Annotated in this window: 16 protein-coding genes; 9 read left to right on the top strand and 7 right to left on the bottom strand. The window is 63.8% G+C overall.

The window, feature by feature from the left end; genetic code table 11:
* Positions 1-182: 182 nt before the first annotated feature.
* Positions 183-878 carry an HAD family hydrolase gene (locus ACIQUG_RS16180; protein WP_043619891.1) on the bottom strand — a complete coding sequence of 232 codons (696 nt, stop codon included), beginning with the start codon at positions 876-878 and terminating at the stop codon, positions 183-185.
* Between the two features lie 179 nt (positions 879-1,057).
* On the opposite strand from ACIQUG_RS16180, the gene ACIQUG_RS16175 reads away from it, so the two are divergent.
* The gene (locus ACIQUG_RS16175; RefSeq protein ID WP_034801282.1) at positions 1,058-1,726 is read left to right on the top strand and encodes a GntR family transcriptional regulator; all 669 of its coding nucleotides are present in this window, start codon (positions 1,058-1,060) and stop codon (positions 1,724-1,726) included.
* Between the two features lie 15 nt (positions 1,727-1,741).
* On the opposite strand, the gene ACIQUG_RS16170 is transcribed toward ACIQUG_RS16175, so the two are convergent.
* Positions 1,742-2,422 carry an ArsR/SmtB family transcription factor gene (locus ACIQUG_RS16170; RefSeq protein ID WP_402323173.1) on the bottom strand — a complete coding sequence of 227 codons (681 nt, stop codon included), beginning with the start codon at positions 2,420-2,422 and terminating at the stop codon, positions 1,742-1,744.
* A 94-nt stretch (positions 2,423-2,516) separates the two neighbouring features.
* Here ACIQUG_RS16170 and ACIQUG_RS16165 point away from each other — a divergent pair, with 94 nt between their 5' ends.
* The 4 genes from ACIQUG_RS16165 (at position 2,517) to ACIQUG_RS16150 (ending at position 5,158) form a co-directional block, all read left to right on the top strand.
* Positions 2,517-2,837 carry an NIPSNAP family protein gene (locus ACIQUG_RS16165; RefSeq protein WP_043619930.1) on the top strand — a complete coding sequence of 107 codons (321 nt, stop codon included), beginning with the start codon at positions 2,517-2,519 and terminating at the stop codon, positions 2,835-2,837.
* Positions 2,838-2,840: 3 nt separating this feature from the next.
* Complete coding sequence (locus tag ACIQUG_RS16160; RefSeq protein WP_402323172.1) at positions 2,841-3,191, top strand: antibiotic biosynthesis monooxygenase family protein; 351 nt, start codon at positions 2,841-2,843, stop codon at positions 3,189-3,191.
* A gap of 197 nt (positions 3,192-3,388) precedes the next feature.
* Complete coding sequence (locus tag ACIQUG_RS16155) at positions 3,389-4,519, top strand: site-specific DNA-methyltransferase (protein WP_043619897.1); 1,131 nt, start codon at positions 3,389-3,391, stop codon at positions 4,517-4,519.
* Positions 4,520-4,756: 237 nt separating this feature from the next.
* A complete protein-coding gene (locus ACIQUG_RS16150; protein WP_402323171.1) occupies positions 4,757-5,158 on the top strand; it encodes a YkvA family protein in 402 nt (133 codons plus the stop codon).
* A 57-nt stretch (positions 5,159-5,215) separates the two neighbouring features.
* Here ACIQUG_RS16150 and ACIQUG_RS16145 read toward each other — a convergent pair whose 3' ends face one another.
* The 3 genes from ACIQUG_RS16145 to mutY all read right to left on the bottom strand — a co-directional run bounded on the left by ACIQUG_RS16145 (position 5,216) and on the right by mutY (position 8,013).
* The gene (locus ACIQUG_RS16145; RefSeq protein WP_402323170.1) at positions 5,216-6,094 is read right to left on the bottom strand and encodes a hypothetical protein; all 879 of its coding nucleotides are present in this window, start codon (positions 6,092-6,094) and stop codon (positions 5,216-5,218) included.
* 153 nt (positions 6,095-6,247) lie between these two features.
* Positions 6,248-6,865 (bottom strand): HAD family hydrolase, encoded by a 618-nt coding sequence (locus tag ACIQUG_RS16140; RefSeq protein ID WP_402323169.1) that lies wholly within the window; start codon positions 6,863-6,865, stop codon positions 6,248-6,250.
* 59 nt (positions 6,866-6,924) lie between these two features.
* Entirely contained in the window at positions 6,925-8,013 is a 1,089-nt protein-coding gene (mutY, locus tag ACIQUG_RS16135) for an A/G-specific adenine glycosylase (protein ID WP_402323168.1), read from the bottom strand.
* A 92-nt stretch (positions 8,014-8,105) separates the two neighbouring features.
* Here mutY and ACIQUG_RS16130 point away from each other — a divergent pair, with 92 nt between their 5' ends.
* From ACIQUG_RS16130 to smc, 3 genes are all read left to right on the top strand, one after another.
* Positions 8,106-8,612: a DUF721 domain-containing protein gene (locus ACIQUG_RS16130; RefSeq protein WP_043619908.1), complete on the top strand. Its 507-nt coding sequence runs from the start codon at positions 8,106-8,108 to the stop codon at positions 8,610-8,612.
* 216 nt (positions 8,613-8,828) lie between these two features.
* A complete protein-coding gene (locus tag ACIQUG_RS16125) occupies positions 8,829-9,668 on the top strand; it encodes a DsbA family protein (RefSeq protein WP_043619910.1) in 840 nt (279 codons plus the stop codon).
* 105 nt (positions 9,669-9,773) lie between these two features.
* Positions 9,774-13,235, top strand: coding sequence for a chromosome segregation protein SMC (smc, locus tag ACIQUG_RS16120; protein ID WP_402323167.1), 3,462 nt, complete (start codon positions 9,774-9,776; stop codon positions 13,233-13,235).
* 4 nt (positions 13,236-13,239) lie between these two features.
* On the opposite strand, the gene ACIQUG_RS16115 is transcribed toward smc, so the two are convergent.
* Both ACIQUG_RS16115 and ACIQUG_RS16110 read right to left on the bottom strand, forming a co-directional pair.
* Positions 13,240-15,000: a caspase family protein gene (locus tag ACIQUG_RS16115; protein ID WP_402323166.1), complete on the bottom strand. Its 1,761-nt coding sequence runs from the start codon at positions 14,998-15,000 to the stop codon at positions 13,240-13,242.
* Between the two features lie 53 nt (positions 15,001-15,053).
* A complete protein-coding gene (locus ACIQUG_RS16110) occupies positions 15,054-16,919 on the bottom strand; it encodes a caspase family protein (RefSeq protein WP_402323165.1) in 1,866 nt (621 codons plus the stop codon).
* Positions 16,920-17,236: 317 nt separating this feature from the next.
* Between ACIQUG_RS16110 and ppdK the strand changes: the two genes are divergently transcribed.
* Positions 17,237-19,903, top strand: a complete 2,667-nt coding sequence (gene ppdK, locus ACIQUG_RS16105) for a pyruvate, phosphate dikinase (protein WP_402323164.1) — start codon at positions 17,237-17,239, stop codon at positions 19,901-19,903.
* Positions 19,904-19,926: the final 23 nt, after the last annotated feature.

Raw genomic sequence — 19,926 nt, 5'->3', positions numbered from 1 at the left:
CCTCGTGCGCGGCTCCTCGAAAACCGGGAAGATTTTCTAGGGGACGTGACGCCACTGCAATGTGTCATCATGTCCCTCGGCGTCTAATTGGACGTCTGCCGTGTTGGCCGAAGGCTTCTTTCCCGCTCCGGCCGAAAGCCGGAGCGAAAGGGGCATGGCGGTGCGCAACCGCCTGCGGCCAATTAGGCCGTCATCGACTCCGACCATGCGGAAAGGGCCGCGATCACGCCCGGCAGCGCCGTCATGCGCGAAATCACCGTTTCCGCACCCGCTTCGGTCAGCTGGTCGGCATGCGAGGGATGGGTGTGCGAACCGCCTGTGAAGCCGACGACGCGCATGCCGGCGGCACGTGCACCGTGGATGCCGTGGACGGAATCCTCGATCACCAGCACCCGCGACGGGTCGACGCCCATCTGCTTGGCGCCGTGCAGGAAGATGTCCGGCTTCGGCTTGACGCGGTCGGCGCCGAGGTCGCGCGCCGAATAGATGTGGCGGCCGAAATGGTCCTTGATACCGACCTTGCCGAGCATCATGGCAAGCCGCGCCGAGGTCGAGTTGGAGCAGATGCAGTGCGGCAGCGTCAGTTGCGCCAGCATCGGCTTGACGCCGTCGATGATGTTGAGGTCGCGGGCCAGGCGCTCGTCGAGGATCGTGTCGACCTTGCTGATGAGCTGGGCCGAAAGCGGAATGCTTGCTTCCTTCTCGATCTGCAGCAGCGTGTTATGCCAGGTCATGCCGGCAAAGCGCTCCGCCATTTCCTCGACGCTGATCGGGTAACCCGCTTCTGTCAGCAGTGCTGCTTCGACTTCCGACGCGATGATTTCGGAATCGACGAGAACGCCGTCGCAATCAAAAATGATGAGATCGATACCGGTCATATGGAACAGTTCCCTGGGAGGAGAGGCGCCGCAGGCGGGGGGAGGAATGTTCGCGCGGCGCGGGGCTTTCGTACGGCAGAGCTTTATACGATGGCAGGCCAAAGCTCAACCATTGGAAATTATCGAAACCGCCGCTGCGCTTCCTCGACAGCCTTGTTTCGCGGCTCTATCAGTAGGCGATGGAAAAGCAGCAGGACGATACGCTCGCAAGTCGCATCAGCAAGGCTCTGGCCGAGCGGATCATCTCCGGCATGCTGATGCCGGGGGAGCGCTTGCGGCAGGATCATATCGCCGAGGAATTCGGTGCGAGCCACGTGCCCGTCCGCGAAGCCTTTCGGCGGCTGGAGGCCCAGGGCCTTGCCGTCAGCGAACCGCGCCGCGGGGTTCGCGTCGCCTCCTTCGACCTGAAGGAGGTGAGGGAGGTCGCCGAGATGCGCGCGGTGCTGGAGGTTCTGGCGCTTCGCCATGCCATCCCGCATCTGACGCCGGCGATCCTCGATCGGGCCGAGATGGCAACGGCCGCTGCCGATACCTCGCGCGACGTGCGCTCCTGGGAGGCGGCAAACCGCGCCTTCCACCGGCTGATCCTCGAACCCTGCGGCATGCCACGGCTGCTTGCGGCGATCGACGATCTGCATGCGGCGAGCGCTCGTTTCCTGTTTTCCGCCTGGCGCACGAGCTGGGAGGCGCGTACTGACCACGATCACCGCGCGATCCTGGCCGCCTTGCGCGAGGGCCGGGGCGACGAGGCGGCAAAGATCCTCGAGCGGCATGTGGGCTGGATCGGCAAGACGCCGGTCAGGACCGCCGCGGGCGAAACCCGTGAGGCCTTTTCCATCGTCGGCTAAAGTGGCTGGCAGCAGCTACTGCGGAAACAGCTCGGAGAAAGCCTTCTCGCCATTGGCGGTGAAGCGGATGACGCGGCTGCTCGCCTCGCGCTTGGCCCAGCCCTTGTCGATGAACAGCGTCAGCAGCGCTTCGCCAAGCGAGCCGGCCAGGTGCGTACGGCGCTCGCTCCAATCGAGGCAGGTGCGGCATATCGGGCGGCGGGATTTTTTCAGCGCTGCATAGTCGATGCCGAGCGCCTCGATCCGGCTTTGCCCGTCGGGCGTCAGCGCCAGGTCGTCGCCGGTGACTTCGATCTGCTTTTCGGCAATCAGGCTGTCATACATGCGCACGCCATAGTCGCCGGCCAGATGATTGTAGCAGACGCGCGCCTTACGCAGTGCCGGATCCTTCGGCCCGGGGCGGTGGCGGGTCATGCCGCGGCCGGCGGCAAAGCCCATCAGGTTCTCGAGCATCAGCCCGACTTCGTCTTCTGCCAGCTGAAAATAACGGTGGCGCCCCTGCTTGCGTTGGCTGAGCAGGCCGCCGGCCTCGAGTTTGGCGAGATGGGAGCTGGCGGTCTGCAGCGTGATGCCGGCATGGGTGGCAAGCTCGGTTGCTGTCAGCGCGCTGCCGCCCATCAGCGCCGTCAGCATGTTGGCACGGGCGGGATCGCCGATCAACGAACCGATGAGAGCGATGTCTGGACCTTCCTTCATACTTCGATCGTAATCGAAGCATTCCCGACAGACAAGCGGGCATAGTCACCTCATCGAAGACCGGGCGAAAGGCCCCAAGGACCTGGAGATGACGATGATCACCTGTTTCATCCGCTACGAAATCGATCCGTTCAAAAAGGACGAGTTCGCCACCTATTCGCGCAATTGGGGCGAGGTCATTCCGCGCTGCGGCGCCGACCTCATCGGCTATTTCGGTCCGCACGAGGGATCGGCGACGACGGCTTACGGAGTTTACAACATCGAGAACCTCGCGGCCTATGAGGCCTATCGCGCCCGGCTTGCTGCCGATCCGCTCGGCCGGGAAAATTACGCCTTCTCCCGCCGCGAGCGGTTTATCCTGAAGGAAGATCGGATTTTCCTGAAGAACGTCTCGATGCCAACAGGAGGAAAGTGAACCATGATTGCCGTCATCTTCGAAGTCCTGCCGGCCGAGGGCCGGCGTGACGCCTATCTCGGCATTGCCGCCGACCTGCGGCCGCTGCTCGACGACATCGATGGTTTCATCTCGATCGAACGGTTCCAGAGTCTGACCAATCCCGACAAGGTGCTTTCCTTGTCTTTCTGGCGCGACGAGGAGGCGGTGAAGGCCTGGCGGAACGGCGCCGAACATCGTGCCGCACAGGATGCCGGGCGCCACGGCGTCTTTGCCGACTACCGCCTGCGCATCGCTTCCGTGATCCGCGACTACGGGCTGAACGAGCGCCATGAGGCACCCTCGGACAGCCGCGCCTTTCACGACAACAGGTGAAACGCGTCCGAGACGCCTAAACGCTGCGGCGGGAGGCGGGTGAACACCCGTTCCCGCCTTTCCTGTTCACTCCAGAAGACCTCTCTAACATAGCGTGACTACGCACTTTTTCGAAACGGCCTTCAGGCTTTGGTAACCATCTTCGGTAACCATACGCTCCATGATCCGTTCCGAGTAAGCGTATTTGCGAGTTGTCCATGTCTTCAGTTGTTTCGCTTGCCGAAGTCTCCCGCTCCGCCCGTCCGCAGGGCTGGCTAGACACCATCATCAAGGGTGACTGCGTGGCCGCGCTCAATGCGCTTCCCGACAATTCGGTCGACGTCGTTTTCGCCGACCCGCCCTATAACCTCCAGCTCGGCGGCATGCTGACCCGTCCCGACCAGTCGGTGGTCGATGCCGTCGACGACGAGTGGGACCAGTTCGCTTCCTTCGAGGCCTATGACGCCTTCACCCGCGCCTGGCTGCTCGCCTGCCGCCGCGTGCTGAAGCCGACCGGCACCCTCTGGGTGATCGGCTCCTACCACAACATCTTCCGCGTTGGCGCGATCCTCCAGGACCTGCACTTCTGGATCCTCAACGACATCATCTGGCGCAAGACCAACCCGATGCCGAATTTCAAGGGCCGCCGGTTCCAGAACGCCCATGAAACGCTGATCTGGGCGACGCCGAACGCCAGCGCCAAGGGCTACACCTTCAACTACGATGCGATGAAGGCGGCCAATGACGACGTGCAGATGCGCTCCGACTGGCTGTTCCCGATCTGCTCGGGCCACGAACGCCTGAAGGACGACGACGGTAAGAAGGTGCATCCGACCCAGAAGCCGGAAGCGCTGCTCGCCCGCATCATGATGGCCTCGACCAAGCCCGGCGACGTCATTCTCGATCCCTTCTTCGGTTCCGGCACGACCGGCGCCGTCGCCAAGCGCCTCGGCCGCCACTTCGTCGGCATCGAGCGCGAGCAGGATTACATCGACGCGGCATCTGCGCGCATCGACGCGGTCGAGCCGCTCGGCAAGGCGATGCTCTCGGTCATGACCGGCAAGAAGGCCGAGCCGCGCGTCGCCTTCAACACGCTGATCGAAAGCGGGCTGATCAAGCCCGGCACAGTTCTGACGGACGCCAAGCGCCGCTACAGCGCAATCGTCCGCGCCGACGGCACGGTCGCTTCCGGCGGCGAAGCCGGCTCAATTCATCGCCTGGGCGCCAAGGTCCAGGGGCTTGATGCATGCAACGGATGGACATTCTGGCACTTCGAAGAGGGGAACACCCTGAAGCCCATCGACGAACTCAGAACCGTCATTCGAAATGATCTGGCAAAACTGAACTGATCAACCAGTTCCGCCGGATCCTTCGAAAAGCGCTCTGACCGGTTTTTGTACCTTCAGTCCCGGAAGGAGAGCTTTAAATGCCCGGAACCCTCGCTGTGAGGATTCCGGGCATTTGTATGTCCGGGCCATAGGACCGAGCGTATGAAGCCGGCCAGCCCTGAGGCCGATTGCCAATCTACGCATCCGCCAATAGGGTTCGGGCAGACCAGCCTTCGTCCGAACAAGAGCGTCATCCGCATGGCCTTGCCCGATCGTCTCCAGCGCGTGAAGCAATGGGCGCGGCAAATCAAACGGGACGTCGTTGCGCTCTGGTTCGCCGTGCGAGATCGCCGAACGCCGCTTTCGGCGAAAGTCGTTGCCGGCGCTGTGGCGGCTTATGCACTGTCGCCGGTCGACCTGATCCCGGACTTCATTCCGATACTCGGATACCTCGATGACCTGATCCTCGTTCCGCTCGGCATCCTCCTGGCGGTGCGTCTGGTGCCGCCGGCGCTGATGGAAGAATTCCGAGAGCGGGCGACGACACTGGAAGGACGCCTGTCCAGCCGAAGTGGCCTTGTTGCAATCCTGAGCATCTGGTCCGTGGCCGCTGTCGTTGCGGCCTGGCTGGTATGGCGCTTCATCGCGGCCGGGCCCTGACAATGCGCGGCGGCGACCCGTGCCGCCGCGGCGCGTTCAATAGCGGATACACCGCCTTTAGAGAACCGGCGTTCCCTCTGGGCGCAAATGGAAGAGCGTCCGCGGGCCTTTGTCCTCAAAGCCGCAACTGGCGAGCACAGGCTCGAGGCCTGCTCTTTCGTCTTCCTGTAATTCGACAGTGGCGACCCTGATATCGGGGTAGGCTGCGGGAATACGCTGAAGCAGGGTGGCAACCAGGGCAATCAGCCCCGGAGAAGAGGCCTGGTGTTCGGTGATGTGGATCATCATTTCATCGTTCCAGACAAAGGCGTAGGCCTCGGCGACGACGAGGTCGTGATGTTCCAGCCACTGCATCAGCAGCCCGCCCTCATCCCAGTCAGCGATACGTTGGGCGACGGCGTCCGCGTCCCAGGTCGTGGTGCAGGTTTCTCCACTGCAGTTCGATATCCCCGCGCGTGTGAGGAAGTCCACGAACTTTGCGAGAAGATCTTCCGGTAGAGGCGCGTGGACGGCGTAAACGACGGCATCGTCCTTGGGTTTTGCGATTGCGGCTGGCCAGCGCTCAGATGGCGCCTGCCAGGTCCTGAACAGATCCCGAAGCGCTGTCGCGCCGGTCATTTCGACGACCTGCTGGTTGAGAGGGGTTGTTCGGGAGTGCCAGATGATGCCCTCTGAACCGGCCTCCACGGCGCCAAGCCGAAAGAGCTGCGCCAGAATTTCGGCGTCGTGCAGCTCGTGCGACGGCATGGCGTGCCAGCCTCGATCGGCCGCTCTCTCGTCGTCGCCTTCAGTCGGCGGTCGAAGGCTGAGCCAGCCCGCCAATTTGGCATCGCGTCTGGCGACGACGAAACGGGTCTCTGAATACCGTTCACCGAATTCTTGCCGAGAAACCTCGTCGCGAAAGCTGGCCTCGGTCGTCGCGTAGAGCTCGTCCATGAAGGCGTCCTTGGCGACGCCGTCTCGAGCTACTGAAAATTCTAAACTATTCATATACTACCTCTGCGGTTACGCAATCACAGGTGGTAGGAATGATTCGTGGCGGAATCGTGCCGCCACGAACAGGAGCTCTCGGCTATCGGCAGTTCTAGCCTACGGATGAATGCCATAGCCGGCGAGATCGGCCTTCAGTTTTTCCGGGTCGACGAAATGCACCGCGTGCCAACCGGCAAGCCGCGCGGCCTCGACATTGGGAATGCTGTCGTCGATGAAGAGCGTGGCCGACGGGTCGAGATCGAAGGTCCGCGTGTGCGTCTCATAGATGGCGATATCGGGCTTGATGAGCTTGACGTCGCCCGAAACGGTAACCCCGCGCGGCAAGGTCAGGAAGGGGTAGAGGACCTGTGCCTCGCGGAACGTATCGGAAGCGAAGTTGGTCAGCATCGTCACGTCGCGCCCTTCGGCGATCAGCCGCTCCATGAGCGACACCGTCTCGACATAGGCGTGCGGCACCATCTCCTGCCAATATTTGCGGAAGGCGCGGATCTGCTCTTCGCGCTCGGGGAAGTCCTTGATCAGCAGCGCTTCGGCTTCTTCCCAGGAGCGGCCGCGGTCCTGCTCGATGTTCCAGTCATGGGTGCAGACATTGGCAAAGAACCACTCGCGCTCGGCCTCATCGGGGATGATGCGGCTATAGGGCAGGTTGGGATCGTAGTGGATCAGCACCTTGCCGATGTCGAAGACGATGTGACGGATCTCGATGCTGCTCATGAACGAATTCCCTGCTTGAATTTTCGGAGTTGGAGCGGGACGGGTGACCCCGTACCGCGCTAGCGTTCCGCCTTGAAGGCATGCGGGATCGCCTGGGCGATCGCCTTCTTCATCACCGTCGGCAGCGCCTGGGCGCTCAGCGAGTGGACCGGTTCCCACCAGCCGTTGCCCTGCGTTCCGGCGCGCGCGACATTGGCGCGGTAGACCGAGAGACGCAACTCGAAATGCGTGAACACGTGGCTGATGGTGCCGCAATCTTCCCAGGCGGCCGCAAAGGGTTGGGAGGCAAGCGAGGTATCGCCGTCCTGCCGCGACGTCCAGTCGGTGCCGGGCACTTCGGTCATGCCGCCAAGCAGGCCCGTCTCGGCCCGCTTGCGCAAATAGACCGCGTTGTCGCCGTCGATCGCGACGAAGGCAGCACCGCGCCGAAGCGGCTTGTCCTTCTTCTGCGCCTTGCGCGGAAAGGTTTCGGGGTCTGCTACGGAAAGCGCACGACAATGGGCGCGGAAGGGACAGAGCGAGCAGGCGGGCCGCTTCGGCGTGCAGATCGTCGCACCGAGATCCATCATCGCCTGGGCGAAGTCGCCCGGGCGCTCGCCGGGGGTGAGCGCGGCGACGCGGCCCCGCATCTCGGGCTTTGCCGCCGGCAGCGGCGTCTCGATCGCATAGAGACGCGAGATCACCCGCTCGACATTGCCGTCGAGAACGGCGCTTCTGCGGTTGAAGGCGATTGCCGCAATCGCGGCGGCTGTATAGTCGCCGATGCCGGGAAGCGACTTCAGCCCGTCCTCCGTATCGGGAAAACGGCCGCCGTGGTCGTTCGCGACGGCCTCGGCGCATTTCTTCAGGTTGCGGGCGCGGGCATAGTAGCCGAGCCCGGCCCATGCCTTCATCACGTCCTCATTGTCGGCCTGTGCCAGATCCTCGACGGTCGGCCACAGCGACAGGAACTTTTCGAAGTAAGCCTTTACCGCCTGCACCGTCGTCTGCTGCAGCATCACTTCGGATAACCAGACGTGATAGGGATTGGCGACGATGCCTCGGCGCGCCATGGGCGGCGAAACCCGCCAGGGCAGGTCGCGATGGTGCCTGTCGTACCATTCCAAAAGCAGGGGTGCGGCGTCCGCCGCCGGTATCGTATCGTGCATGATTTGCCGGAAGTTCCTTTTCCGGCCTATACTTGGCGAAGCGGAGCCGCAGCATCAAGGCTCAATCGACATTGCCTACAGAAAGTCCATACGTGAGCGAGCAGAAGTCCCGGAAGGGCGTTGTCCAGATCAGCGAAGTCGCGAATGGCCTGATCGACCCGGTGCTCGCCAAGCGCGCGGGCATCAACACCATGCTGCTCGGCTCCTGGGACGAAATCGCCGGCGAGGACTTTGCCGATTGCACGCGGCCCGAAAAGATCGCCTGGCCGCGGCGCGCCTCCGAGATCATGGGCGAGGGCGGGCACCAGCCGGGCGTGCTCACGGTTGCCTGCGAGGGCGCGCGCGCCCTGTTTCTGACCCATGCACAGGGTGAACTGATCCAACGGATCAACGGCTTCTTCGGCTTTTATGCCATCGGCCAGCTGCGCATCGTCCAAAAGCCTGTCTCCCAGCAGCCGAAACACCGTGGCAAGCCCAAGCCGCTTTCGGGCGAGCCCGCGCGCCGGCTCGAAACGATGGTCGAAGGCATTGAAAGCGAAGAGCTAAAGGCGGCCCTGCGTCGGCTGGGCACCGCTGTACTCAACCCACGCCGACGCTAAGGCATGTCGCGCAAAACTCTCCAGCGGTTTGCGACGGCATGCGAAAACCAGAGGCCTAAAGCGCAAGGCGCGGATATCCGAGATCGAACTGCGCTTCCGGGCAGCCATCGGTCGGTCACAATTCTTTGAATTCTGTTGACGCCGCGCCACTTGCCGCCCTGCGCGCGGCAAGATATCGAATCCGCACTGCAATTCCCTCCGAACACGGGTCAAATCATGTCCGCTTCCGCAATGAACCTTACCAAGCGCCTGCTCAGCGGTGCCGCCATCGCAACCGTCGCCCTGGTGCTTGCTGCCTGCAGCGACGAAAAGAAGGAAACGGCATCGACCGCCCCGGCCGCAGCCACCGAGACGGCAGCGAAGACCGAAACCAAGCCGGCTACGGACGCAACGACCACCGCATCGACAACCGCGACGCCGGCCACCACCGAAGCCAAGCCTGCTGCCGGCACCGAAGTCGCGCAGACGACCGCCGCGCCCGTCAAGGTCGAGCTCCCTTCGTCTGAAGGTTCCGTCGACGTCGCCAAGCTGATGGAGCCGGGTGCTCTGCCGGAAATGGCGATAGGTGACGCCAACGCGCCGGTGACCATCGTCGAATACATGTCGATGACCTGCCCGCACTGCGCCGCCTTCCACAACAACACGTTCGAAGCGATCAAGACCAAGTATGTCGACAGCGGCAAGGTCCGCTTCGTGCTGCGCGAATTCCCGTTCGACCCGCGCGCTGCGGCCGCCTTCATGCTGGCGCGCTGCGCTCCGGAAGGCCAGTACTTCCCGATGATCTCGATGCTCTTCAAGCAGCAGCAGCAGTGGGCTGCAGCCCAGAATGGCCGCGACGCCCTGCTGCAGATGTCCAAACTCGCCGGTTTTACACAGGAGAGCTTCGAGGCCTGCTTGACGAACCAAAAACTTCTGGATGATGTGAACTCTGTTATGCAACGGGGCGCCAAGGAATTCGGGGTTCAGTCGACGCCGACCTTCTTTGTCAATGGCGAGCACTATTCGGGGGACATGTCGGTTGACGTTATGTCGGCCCTCATCGACAGCAAGCTCTGATCCTTCGCTTTTCCTGAAAACGGGCGACGGCCGCAGCCGCGCGCCCGTTTTTCTTGTCTGGGTTGATGGCAGAGGGGGGTATCTCGTAGCCCCAGTGTCCGTCCCATGAAGTTCAACAAGCTTCGCCTGCTCGGCTTCAAGTCCTTCGTCGAACCGACCGAATTCATCATCGAGCGGGGGCTGACCGGCGTCGTCGGACCGAACGGTTGCGGCAAGTCGAACCTCGTCGAAGCGTTGCGCTGGGTGATGGGGGAGAACTCCTACAAGAACATGCGCGCCTCCGGCATGGACGACGTGATCTTTTCCGGATCCGGCAACCGTCCTGCGCGCAACACGGCCGAGGTCGGCCTCTATCTCGATAATAGCGACCGCACGGCGCCCGCCGCCTTCAACGACAGCGACGAGATCCAGGTCAGCCGCCGCATCGAGCGCGAGCAGGGCTCGGTCTACCGGATCAACGGCAAGGAAGCGCGCGCCAAGGATGTGCAGCTTCTGTTCGCTGACGCCTCGACCGGCGCACGCTCGCCGTCGATGGTCGGGCAGGGGCGCATCGGCGAACTGATCGCTGCCAAGCCCCAAGCCCGTCGCCAGCTCCTGGAAGAGGCGGCCGGCATCTCCGGCCTGCATTCGCGCCGCCATGAGGCGGAGCTGCGCCTGCGTGCCGCCGAGACCAATCTCGAACGCCTCGACGACGTCACCTCGCAGCTCGAAAGCCAGATCGAGAGCCTCAAGCGCCAGGCGCGCCAGGCCAACCGCTTCAAGATGCTCTCGGCCGATATCCGCAAGCACGAGGCGATCCTGTTCCATATTCGCTGGGTGCAGGCCAAGGAGGCGGAGGCCGAGGCGACGAGCCAGCTCAATCAGGTGACGGCGCTGGTTGCGGAAAAGGCGCAGCAGCAGATGCAGGCGGCCAAGGACCAGGCGATCGCCAGCCTGAAGCTGCCGGACCTGCGCGAGAACGAAGCGAAATTCGCCGCCGCCCTCCAGCGCCTGCAGATCGCCCGTTCGCAGCTCGAAGAGGACGCCGGCCGCATCCTCAGGCGCCGCGACGAGTTGCAGCGCCGGCTGGCGCAACTGTCCGAGGACATCGCCCGCGAAGAGCGCCTTGTCGTCGACAATGCCGGCATTCTTTCGCGCCTCGACGAAGAGGAAGCCGAACTCAGCGACATGCTCGCCGAGGCCGACGACCGTGCGACGGAAGCGCGCGAGCGCCTCGAAGAGGGTAACGAAAAACTCGCCGGTAGCGAGGCATTGTTGGCGCGGCTGACGGCGGAGCGTGCCGAGGCGCAGGCCGGTCGCAACCAGCTGGAGCGCACGCTACGCGACCTCTCGGAGCGCCAGGCGCGCCTTGCCCGCCAGCTTGGCGACCAGTCGCGCGATCTCGACGAACTCGACCGCCAGATGGCAGCCCTTCCTGATCCGCACGAAAAGCAGGGCCAGGTCGAGGTCGCAGAAGCTGCGCTGGAAGAAGCTGAAAGCAATGTGATCGCGATCGAGGAAAGCCTCGCCGAAGCGCGGCGCACGGAGGTCGAAGCGCGCCAGCCCGTGGATCGCGCCCGCGCCGTGCTGAACGGCATCGAGACCGAAGCGCGCACCATCCGGCGCATGCTGGAGGCGGTGGCCGGTGGCGCCTATCCCGCCGTCGTCGAGGAGATGAAGGTCGACCGCGGCTTCGAAACAGCCCTCGGTGCCGCACTGGGCGACGACCTCGACTCACCGCTTGAAACCGATGCGCCCGCCCATTGGCGCGCGCCCGGGGACCATGCCGGCGACGCCGATTTGCCGGAAGGCGTCAGCCCGCTGATTGCGCATGTGAAGGCGCCCGACGCGCTGACCCGCGCCCTGAAACAGATCGGTATCGTCGCAAACGAGGCGGACGCCGAGCGGCTGTTGCCCTTGCTGAAACCTGGCCAGAGCCTTGTCACCAAGCAGGGCTCCGTCTGGCGCTGGGACGGCCACGTGACCGGCTCCGAGGCGCCAAGTGCTGCCGCCTTGCGGCTGGCGCAGAAGAACCGGCTGGCCGAGCTCGACGCGGAGGCAGACGGTGCGGCGGAAGGGTTGCGCCGCGCCGAGGCCGAACTTGCCGCCGCTGGCAGCCGTATCCGCGCCGAGGACGAAAGGCTGCGGCTTGCGCGCGACGCGCAGCGCATGATCACCCGACAGCTTGCCGAGGCCCGTGACGCGCTTGCTGCGGCCGAACGCGCCTCCGGCGACCTTGCACGCAGGCGGGCGGTGCTTGCCGAATCGCGCAGCCAGATCGAAGCCCAGGTCGAAGAGGTGGCCGAGCAGATCGAGACGGCCAACGACGCGCTGGCAGACGCGCCCGATCTCTCCGAACTGGAACTGAAGCTGCGCACGCAGACGGCCGAAGTCGCTGCCGATCGCGCCGCCGTCGCCGAGGCCCGCGCCGCTCATGATGGCCTGGCGCGCGAGAACGAGGCCCGCCAGCGTCGCATCGCCGCGATCGGGGTGGAACGGCAGACCTGGAAGGCGCGTGCCGCCAGCGCCGAGGAACATATCGCCACCCTGCGTGACCGCGAAGCGGAAGCCCGCGACGAGGTGGAAGAGCTGATCGATGCGCCCGACGAGTTCGAGGACAAGCGCCGGGCGCTGATGAACGAGTTGCAGAAGGCGGAAGCGGCGCGGCGCGAAGCGGCCGATCTGCTTGCCGAGGCCGAGAACCGCCAGCGCGAGGCCGACCGTATGGCCGCAACCGCGCTGTCCGAACTGGCCGAATCGCGCGAAAAGCGCGGCCGCGCCGAGGAGCGCCTGGTCTCCGCCCGTGAACGCCGCGTCGAGATCGAGGCGCGCATTCAGGAAGCGCTCTCCTGCCCGCCGCACGAGGTGATGCGATTGACGGGACTTGCCGTCGACGAGGCGCTGCCCGACATGCGCAATGTCGAGCGCGAGCTCGAACGGCTGAAGATCGAGCGCGAGCGGCTTGGCGCCGTCAACCTGCGCGCCGAAGAGGAGCAGAAGGAGCTTTCGGAAAAGCTCGCCCTGCTGCTGCGAGAGCGCGACGACGTCATCGAGGCGATCCGCAAGCTGAGGAGCGCCATCCAGAACCTGAACCGCGAGGGCCGCGAACGCCTGATCGCCGCATTCGACGTCGTCAACGTGCAGTTCCAGCGGCTGTTCACCCACCTCTTCGGCGGTGGCACGGCCGAGCTGCAACTGATCGAGAGCGACGATCCGCTGGAAGCGGGCCTTGAAATTCTCGCCCGTCCGCCGGGCAAGAAGCCGCAGACCATGACGTTGCTATCGGGCGGCGAGCAGGCATTGACGGCAATGGCGCTGATCTTCGCCGTGTTCCTCACCAATCCGGCGCCGATCTGCGTGCTCGACGAAGTCGACGCCCCGCTCGACGACCACAATGTCGAGCGCTACTGCAACCTGATGGACGAGATGGCGGCATCGACCGAGACACGCTTCATCATCATCACCCACAATCCGATCACCATGGCGCGCATGAACCGCCTGTTCGGCGTGACCATGGCCGAGCAGGGCGTCTCGCAGCTCGTCTCCGTCGACCTGCAGACCGCCGAGCGCCTGCGCGAAGTCGTCTGATCGTTCATTCGAACTCGGCGATGAAACCCGAGACCGGCCGCGATGGATCGCGCGCTTCCCAGGTGTCGACGTAGGCGGATAGGGGAACCTTGTTGGCCCGATAGGCCGCGTAAAGCGTTGCCGCCCCTGCCTTTTCCGGCGGCCGCCTGAACCATCTGCCGAATGTAACGGCCGCGCCCGTTGTCCATCTCCACCCTTCGGCACTGCCGTTTTCGTTCGAAAGCCCGAGCCATGGCCCGACCCGTCGGTGCTCGCCGCCTTCGAACGAACTGCTGAAGAACCGGTCATCGGTATTCACGAGCGAGGCGACGAAGGTGTTTTCATCGCTGGAACCGATCGTGGCGAGGTGCCCGCCGCAGCGCTCGGCGATCACTTTTGCTTCCTGCCAGCCGATCTGCTGCCCGTGATAGGCCGCTGCATAGAGGTGGCCGGCAAAGGTGCCATAGGTCAGTGGCAGAGGCGAAAGGCACCGCACCATGGCGATCACCGGTTCGTCCTCCAGTCCCTCAAGATCGGTGGCGTCATAGCGCCGTGCGCTGGCGGCCGAAAGAATGTCCTGGTCGATGCGGGCAAAGGTGAGGCCCAGGCTCGCGCCGGTTTCCTGATCGAGAAATCCGGATTGCTTCAGCCCGCGGGCCGCCTGAAAGCCCGTGACCGCTCTGCGTGTCTGGCCACCGAAGGCGCCGTCCGTAGTACCCGTGTCGAAACCCTTGCTCTGCAGGGCCAGCTGCGCAGTCGCGCGCTTGTCCTTGCTGTCGAGCATCTTCTGTTCCTGGGCCATCGCCGCCAGCGATGATTTGAAGTCGTCGCTTTTGCCGAGCCGCTGAATGGACTGGCGTGCCGCGTCGGCATAGTTGCTCTCGCCATGTTTGGCGATGAAGCGCTTCCAGGTCCTGGCCGTGTCCACGCGCATCGCCTTGCTAAAGTCGAGCGCGGCGATATCGACATTGTCTGCTTTTAACGGTGGGGGTGCTTCAGCCGTGGCGCTGCCGTGGAGGTAGAATTCCAGATCGAGCGAGGAGAGGATCTGTGGCGACTGTTTGCCGCCCGTTGCCGAGCGCACTTCCCGGATCACCCGCTTGAAGGCGGTGCCGATTTCGACCCCTGGACCGGAGAGATTGGTGATCAGCGCTCGGGTGAACGGCGAATGCCCGTCGGTTCCGTCGGCCGCCACCTGTCCGGGCGCCGCGGCAAAGGCAACGAGCGTGCCGGCGCCCTGCGTTTCGATCGGTGCGAGTCCTCTGGTGGCGCCGCCCCGGCTTGTGCCCGTCACGTCGCGGTTGAGCCTGTCTGCGAGCGGATTGTTGCGGCAGGCGTCGAGGAAGATCAGGGAGATTTTCGCGCGTTGTTCCAGCGCGTTCATGATCTCCGAAAGCGGCATGGTTTCGGCCGGAACGTCGAACTCGCTTTCGAGCCGCGCATCGGTGCCGACGAGAAAGTTCTCGCCACGCAACTGCATGCCGTGACCGGCATAATAGAACAAGGCGACGTCGTTGGGACCAAGCTTGCGGGAGAAGCGTGCGAGCGCCTCGGCAAGACCGCGACGGTTGGTATTGAGCACCAGATCGGTCTCAAAGCTCTGCCGTTTAAGAAACGCATCGAAGGCTTCGGCGTCACGCACGGCATTCGGCAGCACGCCAGCCGCAACGTAGTCCGTCATGCCGACGACGAGCGCCAGCCGCCTGCCGTTTCCTTCGGCAAAGGCATTGCCGCTTGCGAGCGGAACCGAAAGGGCAAGGAACAGCAGCATCACACGCCATTTCATGAGCGGCCCTCCTTGCGCTCCGTTCAACGGCGCGGTCGCGCCTGGTCGTCCTTTCACTCGAATTCAAGAATGAGACCGCCCGTGCCATCGCTGGGTCCCATGTCATCCCAGGTGTCGACATAGAGGGACTTGGTGTCGGACCGGCCATTGCGATGGGCGTAGTACATGCCGATGTCGTCGCCCTTCTTGTCTTCGTTCGGCATGTCCTGAAACCATTTCGTGTAGGTCATCGGCGCGCCATTATCCCAGTGCCAACCGCCCTTCGGCTCCTTGCCCTGCGGGTCCTGTGTCAGGCCGATCCAGGGCCCCATCTTGTAGCTGACGTTTCCTCTCGGGTCGTATCCGGTCTCAAAGAAGCTCGGGTCGGAATTGAAAAGCGATGCAACGAACGCGTTTTCCTCTGGAGATGAAATCGAGGCGAGGTGGGCGCCGCAACCGCCGGCAATTCCCCGCGCATAGACGGCCAGGATCGTACCCGTGTGAACGGCGACATAGAGGTGCCCTCCGAACACGCCGTAGACGGTCTCGAAGTGACGCAGGCAGGTCAGCGCCCGCAGGACGGTCTGATCGGTTTCCAGCCCCTCGAGGTTGGCGACGTCGTATCGGCGGGCTTTCGTCGCGCTGTAGATGCCTTCGGCACGGGCGTTGACCTTTATGCCGAGGGCGGCCGCCGTGTTCTCGGTGATGAAGCCGCTTGCCGGCTGCTGGTTGGTGCTCTGGAAGCGTTTGATCGCGTCCCGGGTCTGTCCGCCGAAGACGCCATCGGCCGTACCTGCTGCAAATCCCCGTGAGGCAAGCGCCAGCTGAATGTTTCGTCGTTGGTCCTTGCCCGGCAGGAGCTGCGCTTCGACGGCTTGCGGCAGATGCGCCTCGTTGCGCATGGCCGCCGGTTCGATCTGGGCCAGCGCCTGCCGTCCGAGGTCGGCATATTCGCCGGTACGGTGCTTTTCGACGAAGAAGTGCCAGATGCGCGCCGTTCCGATCTTCAGCGCTTTCTTGAAGTCCTTCTCCGCTTCTAGCGCTTCCGGGTCGATGGCCGGCACGGTGAGTGCCGGCTGGACCGTCACGGTCTGTGGCACGGTCGTCTGGACCGCAGGGGTCTGCACCACGGGGGTCGGCGGCGTTACGGTTTCGGGCCCGAAATAGAACTCCAGTGACAGGGACGACAGGATCTGCGGTTGCTGCTTGCCCTGTGTCTCCTTGCGCACGTCGCGCACGACCCGCTTGAAGGCGGTGCCAACCTCGAGACCGGCGCCGGAGAGATTGGCGATCAGCGCCCGGGTAAAGGGCGAATGCCCGTCGGTGCCGTCGGCGGCGACCTGGCCGGGTGCGGCGGCAAAGGCAACGAGCGTGCCGCCGCTCTGTGTTTCGATCGGCGCCAGGCCTCTCGTCGCCGCACCGCGGGTCGCGCCCTCGACTTCGCGCGTCAGCCGCTCGGCGAGCGGATTGTTGCGGCAGGCGTCGAGGAAGACCATCGAGATGCGCGCGCGCTTTTCCATCGCGCCGATGATCTCGGACAGCGCCACGGTCTCGGCCGGCACGTCGAATTCGCTTTCGAGCTTAGCATCGGTGCCAACGAGGAAATTTTCGCCGTGGAGCTGCATGCCGTGGCCGGCGTAGTAAAACAGGGCGGTATCGTCTGGCCCGATCTTGCGCGAAAACTCTGAGAGCGCACCGGCAAGGTCGCGGCGATCGGCGTTGAGCACCAGGTTCGTTTCGAACCCCTGGCCCTTGAGGAAGGTGTTGAATGCTTCCGCATCGCGGACGGCATTGGGCAAGGTTCCAGCCAGCACGTAGTTGCTCATCCCGATGACGAGCGCCAGCCGCTTGCCGTTTTCCTCGGCAAAGGCGCTTCCCATGGTGAAAAGGACCATGAGCGCAAAAAGCAGCCAGGTTGTCAGATTTGCATGCCACCTCATGACCGACCCTCCGAGCCATCGAGACGGAAACGGATTGCCATGACGGGATATTCCTGGATGCACCCCCATCGCGCATCTGTATATTAGATAATTGTTATGTTTCGGGCAATGTCGGATCGGCTGGCGTGGCGCAGCCTTTTCAGGAATTTCGGCTGCAATTTAAAGCCACCGACACGTTTTGTGAGAAGTGAAGCGCGATGTGTAGCAATGTTACAGAAAATGATGCGCTGCAGCATAAATCTTCGCCGGATGCATTTTCAGCCTGAAGCATATACTGTAAATCGTCATCAAAGACTGTTTCTGGGTGGAGAGCAGGCATGACGAAATGGGTTTACACCTTCGGTGGGGGCAAGGCCGAGGGACGTGCGGGTGATCGCGAGCGTTTGGGCGGCAAGGGCGCAAACCTTGCCGAAATGTGCAATCTCGGCTTGCCGGTGCCGCCGGGTCTGACGATCATTACCGATGCCTGCAACAGCTTCTTCGACAACGAGAGGCAAATGCCGGATGGTCTGCGCGAGCAGGTGCGCGAAGGCATCAGCCGGATGGAAGAGGTGACCGGCCGCGTCTTCGGCGACACCAACCGTCCTCTTCTGCTTTCGGTTCGCTCGGGCGCGCGCGCGTCCATGCCCGGCATGATGGACACGGTTCTAAACCTCGGTCTCAACGATCAGTCCGTGCATGCGCTCGGGCACGATGCCGGCGATGCGCGCTTTGCCTGGGACAGCTATCGCCGCTTCATTCAGATGTATGGCGATGTCGTCATGGGCGTCGACCACGACGTTTTCGAGGAAATCCTCGAGGATGAGAAGGCGCGCCTCGGGCATGAGCAGGATACCGAGCTTTCGGCTGTCGAGTGGCAGAGCGTCATCACCCGCTACAAGGAAGCGATCGAGGAAGCGCTCGGCGAACCCTTTCCGCAGGACCCGGAGGTGCAGCTCTGGGGCGCGATCGGCGCCGTGTTTTCGAGCTGGATGAACCCGCGGGCGATCACCTATCGCCACCTGCACGCCATTCCCGCCGCCTGGGGCACCGCCGTCAACGTCCAGGCGATGGTCTTCGGCAATCTCGGAAATTCCTCGGCGACCGGCGTTGCCTTCACCCGCAACCCGTCGACCGGCGAGAACGAGCTTTACGGTGAGTTTCTGGTCAACGCGCAGGGCGAGGACGTCGTTGCCGGCATTCGCACGCCGCAGAATATCACTGAAGCCGCGCGCATCGGTTCCGGTTCCGACAAGCCGTCGCTGGAAAAGCTGATGCCGGAGGCCTTCGCCGAGTTTCGCTCGATCTGCGATACGCTGGAGCGCCACTATCGCGACATGCAGGATCTCGAATTCACGATCGAGCGTGGCACGCTCTGGATGCTGCAGACGCGCTCCGGCAAGCGCACCGCCAAGGCGGCGCTGAAGGTTGCGGTCGACATGGCGGAGGAGGGGCTGATCTCCGAACAGGAGGCCGTCGCCCGCATCGATCCCGCCTCGCTCGACCAGCTGCTGCACCCGACCATCGATCCGCACGCACGCCGCGACATCATCGGCTCGGGCCTGCCGGCCTCGCCGGGGGCTGCGACGGGTGAGATCGTCTTTACCTCGGAGGAAGCGGTGCAGGCCGACAAGGAAGGCCGCAAGGTCATCCTCGTTCGTGTCGAGACCAGCCCCGAAGACATCCACGGCATGCATGCCGCCGAAGGAATTCTGACGACCCGCGGCGGCATGACCAGCCACGCCGCCGTCGTTGCCCGCGGTATGGGCACCCCTTGCGTTTCGGGCGCCGGCAGCATTCGTGTCGACCTTCGCAACGAAACGCTGACCGCCGGCGGCGTGACACTCAGGAAGGGCGACATCATCACCATCGACGGCTCGTCCGGTCAGGTGTTGAAGGGCGCGATCGCCATGTTGCAGCCGGAACTTTCCGGTGACTTCGGCAAGATCATGGCCTGGGCGGACGCGACGCGTCGCATGACGGTCAGAACCAATGCCGAAACGCCGGCGGATGCGCGCGCCGCACGCTCCTTCGGTGCCGAAGGCATCGGCCTCTGCCGCACGGAGCATATGTTCTTCGAGGACGACCGTATCAACGTCATGCGCGAGATGATCCTCGCCGACGACGAAGACGGTCGCCGTTCGGCGCTCGCCAAGCTCCTGCCGATGCAGCGCTCGGATTTCGCCGAACTGTTCTCGATCATGCACGGCCTGCCGGTGACGATCCGCCTGCTCGACCCGCCGCTGCACGAGTTCCTGCCGAAGACGGACGAGGAGATCGCCGACGTTGCCGGTGCGCTCTCGCTCGATGCGTCGGAACTGCGCCAGCGTGTCGACGAACTGCACGAATTCAACCCGATGCTCGGCCATCGCGGCTGCCGACTGGCGATTTCCTATCCGGAGATCGCCGAGATGCAGGCGCGCGCCATCTTCGAAGCGGCCGTCGAAGCGGCGCACGAGACCGGAGCGGCCGTCGTTCCCGAAATCATGGTGCCGCTCGTCGGCCTCAAGGCCGAGCTCGATTACGTCAAGGCGCGCATCGATGCGGTCGCCAAGGAGGTGATCGGCGAAGCCGGCATCGGCATCGACTATCTGGTCGGAACGATGATCGAATTGCCGCGCGCAGCCCTGCGCGCCGGTGTGATTGCCGAAGCGGCCGACTTCTTCTCCTTCGGCACCAACGACCTGACGCAGACGACTTTCGGCATCTCGCGCGACGACGCCTCGCAGTTCCTGGCGACCTACCAACAGAAGGGCATCATCGAGCAGGACCCCTTCGTCTCGCTCGATTTCGATGGCGTCGGCGAACTGATCCAGATCGCAGCGGAGCGTGGTCGTCGCACCAAGAACGGCCTGAAGCTCGGCATCTGCGGCGAACACGGCGGCGACCCGGCCTCGATCCGCTTCTGCGAGGACGCAGGCCTCGACTACGTCTCCTGTTCACCCTTCCGCGTGCCGATCGCCCGGCTCGCGGCAGCCCAGGCTGCGATCAACGGCAAGGGGTAACAAGCCAAGAGCCAGCGCCGCCC

This window comes from Ensifer sp. NPDC090286, assembly GCF_044769565.1.
Taxonomy (GTDB): Bacteria; Pseudomonadota; Alphaproteobacteria; order Rhizobiales; family Rhizobiaceae; genus Ensifer.
This window is presented reverse-complemented; position numbering and strand designations above follow the sequence as displayed.

Coding starts and splice junctions, on each gene's coding strand:
- ACIQUG_RS16155 (WP_043619897.1), top strand. CDS start 3,389: ATGTCTTCAGTTGTTTCGCTTGCCGAAGTCTCCCGCTCCGCCCGTCCG.
- ppdK (WP_402323164.1), top strand. CDS start 17,237: ATGACGAAATGGGTTTACACCTTCGGTGGGGGCAAGGCCGAGGGACGT.
- ACIQUG_RS16145 (WP_402323170.1), bottom strand. CDS start 6,094: ATGGACGAGCTCTACGCGACGACCGAGGCCAGCTTTCGCGACGAGGTT.
- ACIQUG_RS16160 (WP_402323172.1), top strand. CDS start 2,841: ATGATTGCCGTCATCTTCGAAGTCCTGCCGGCCGAGGGCCGGCGTGAC.
- ACIQUG_RS16165 (WP_043619930.1), top strand. CDS start 2,517: ATGATCACCTGTTTCATCCGCTACGAAATCGATCCGTTCAAAAAGGAC.
- ACIQUG_RS16150 (WP_402323171.1), top strand. CDS start 4,757: ATGGCCTTGCCCGATCGTCTCCAGCGCGTGAAGCAATGGGCGCGGCAA.
- ACIQUG_RS16140 (WP_402323169.1), bottom strand. CDS start 6,865: ATGAGCAGCATCGAGATCCGTCACATCGTCTTCGACATCGGCAAGGTG.
- mutY (WP_402323168.1), bottom strand. CDS start 8,013: ATGCACGATACGATACCGGCGGCGGACGCCGCACCCCTGCTTTTGGAA.
- ACIQUG_RS16110 (WP_402323165.1), bottom strand. CDS start 16,919: ATGAGGTGGCATGCAAATCTGACAACCTGGCTGCTTTTTGCGCTCATG.
- ACIQUG_RS16115 (WP_402323166.1), bottom strand. CDS start 15,000: ATGAAATGGCGTGTGATGCTGCTGTTCCTTGCCCTTTCGGTTCCGCTC.
- smc (WP_402323167.1), top strand. CDS start 9,774: ATGAAGTTCAACAAGCTTCGCCTGCTCGGCTTCAAGTCCTTCGTCGAA.
- ACIQUG_RS16180 (WP_043619891.1), bottom strand. CDS start 878: ATGACCGGTATCGATCTCATCATTTTTGATTGCGACGGCGTTCTCGTC.
- ACIQUG_RS16170 (WP_402323173.1), bottom strand. CDS start 2,422: ATGAAGGAAGGTCCAGACATCGCTCTCATCGGTTCGTTGATCGGCGAT.
- ACIQUG_RS16175 (WP_034801282.1), top strand. CDS start 1,058: ATGGAAAAGCAGCAGGACGATACGCTCGCAAGTCGCATCAGCAAGGCT.
- ACIQUG_RS16125 (WP_043619910.1), top strand. CDS start 8,829: ATGTCCGCTTCCGCAATGAACCTTACCAAGCGCCTGCTCAGCGGTGCC.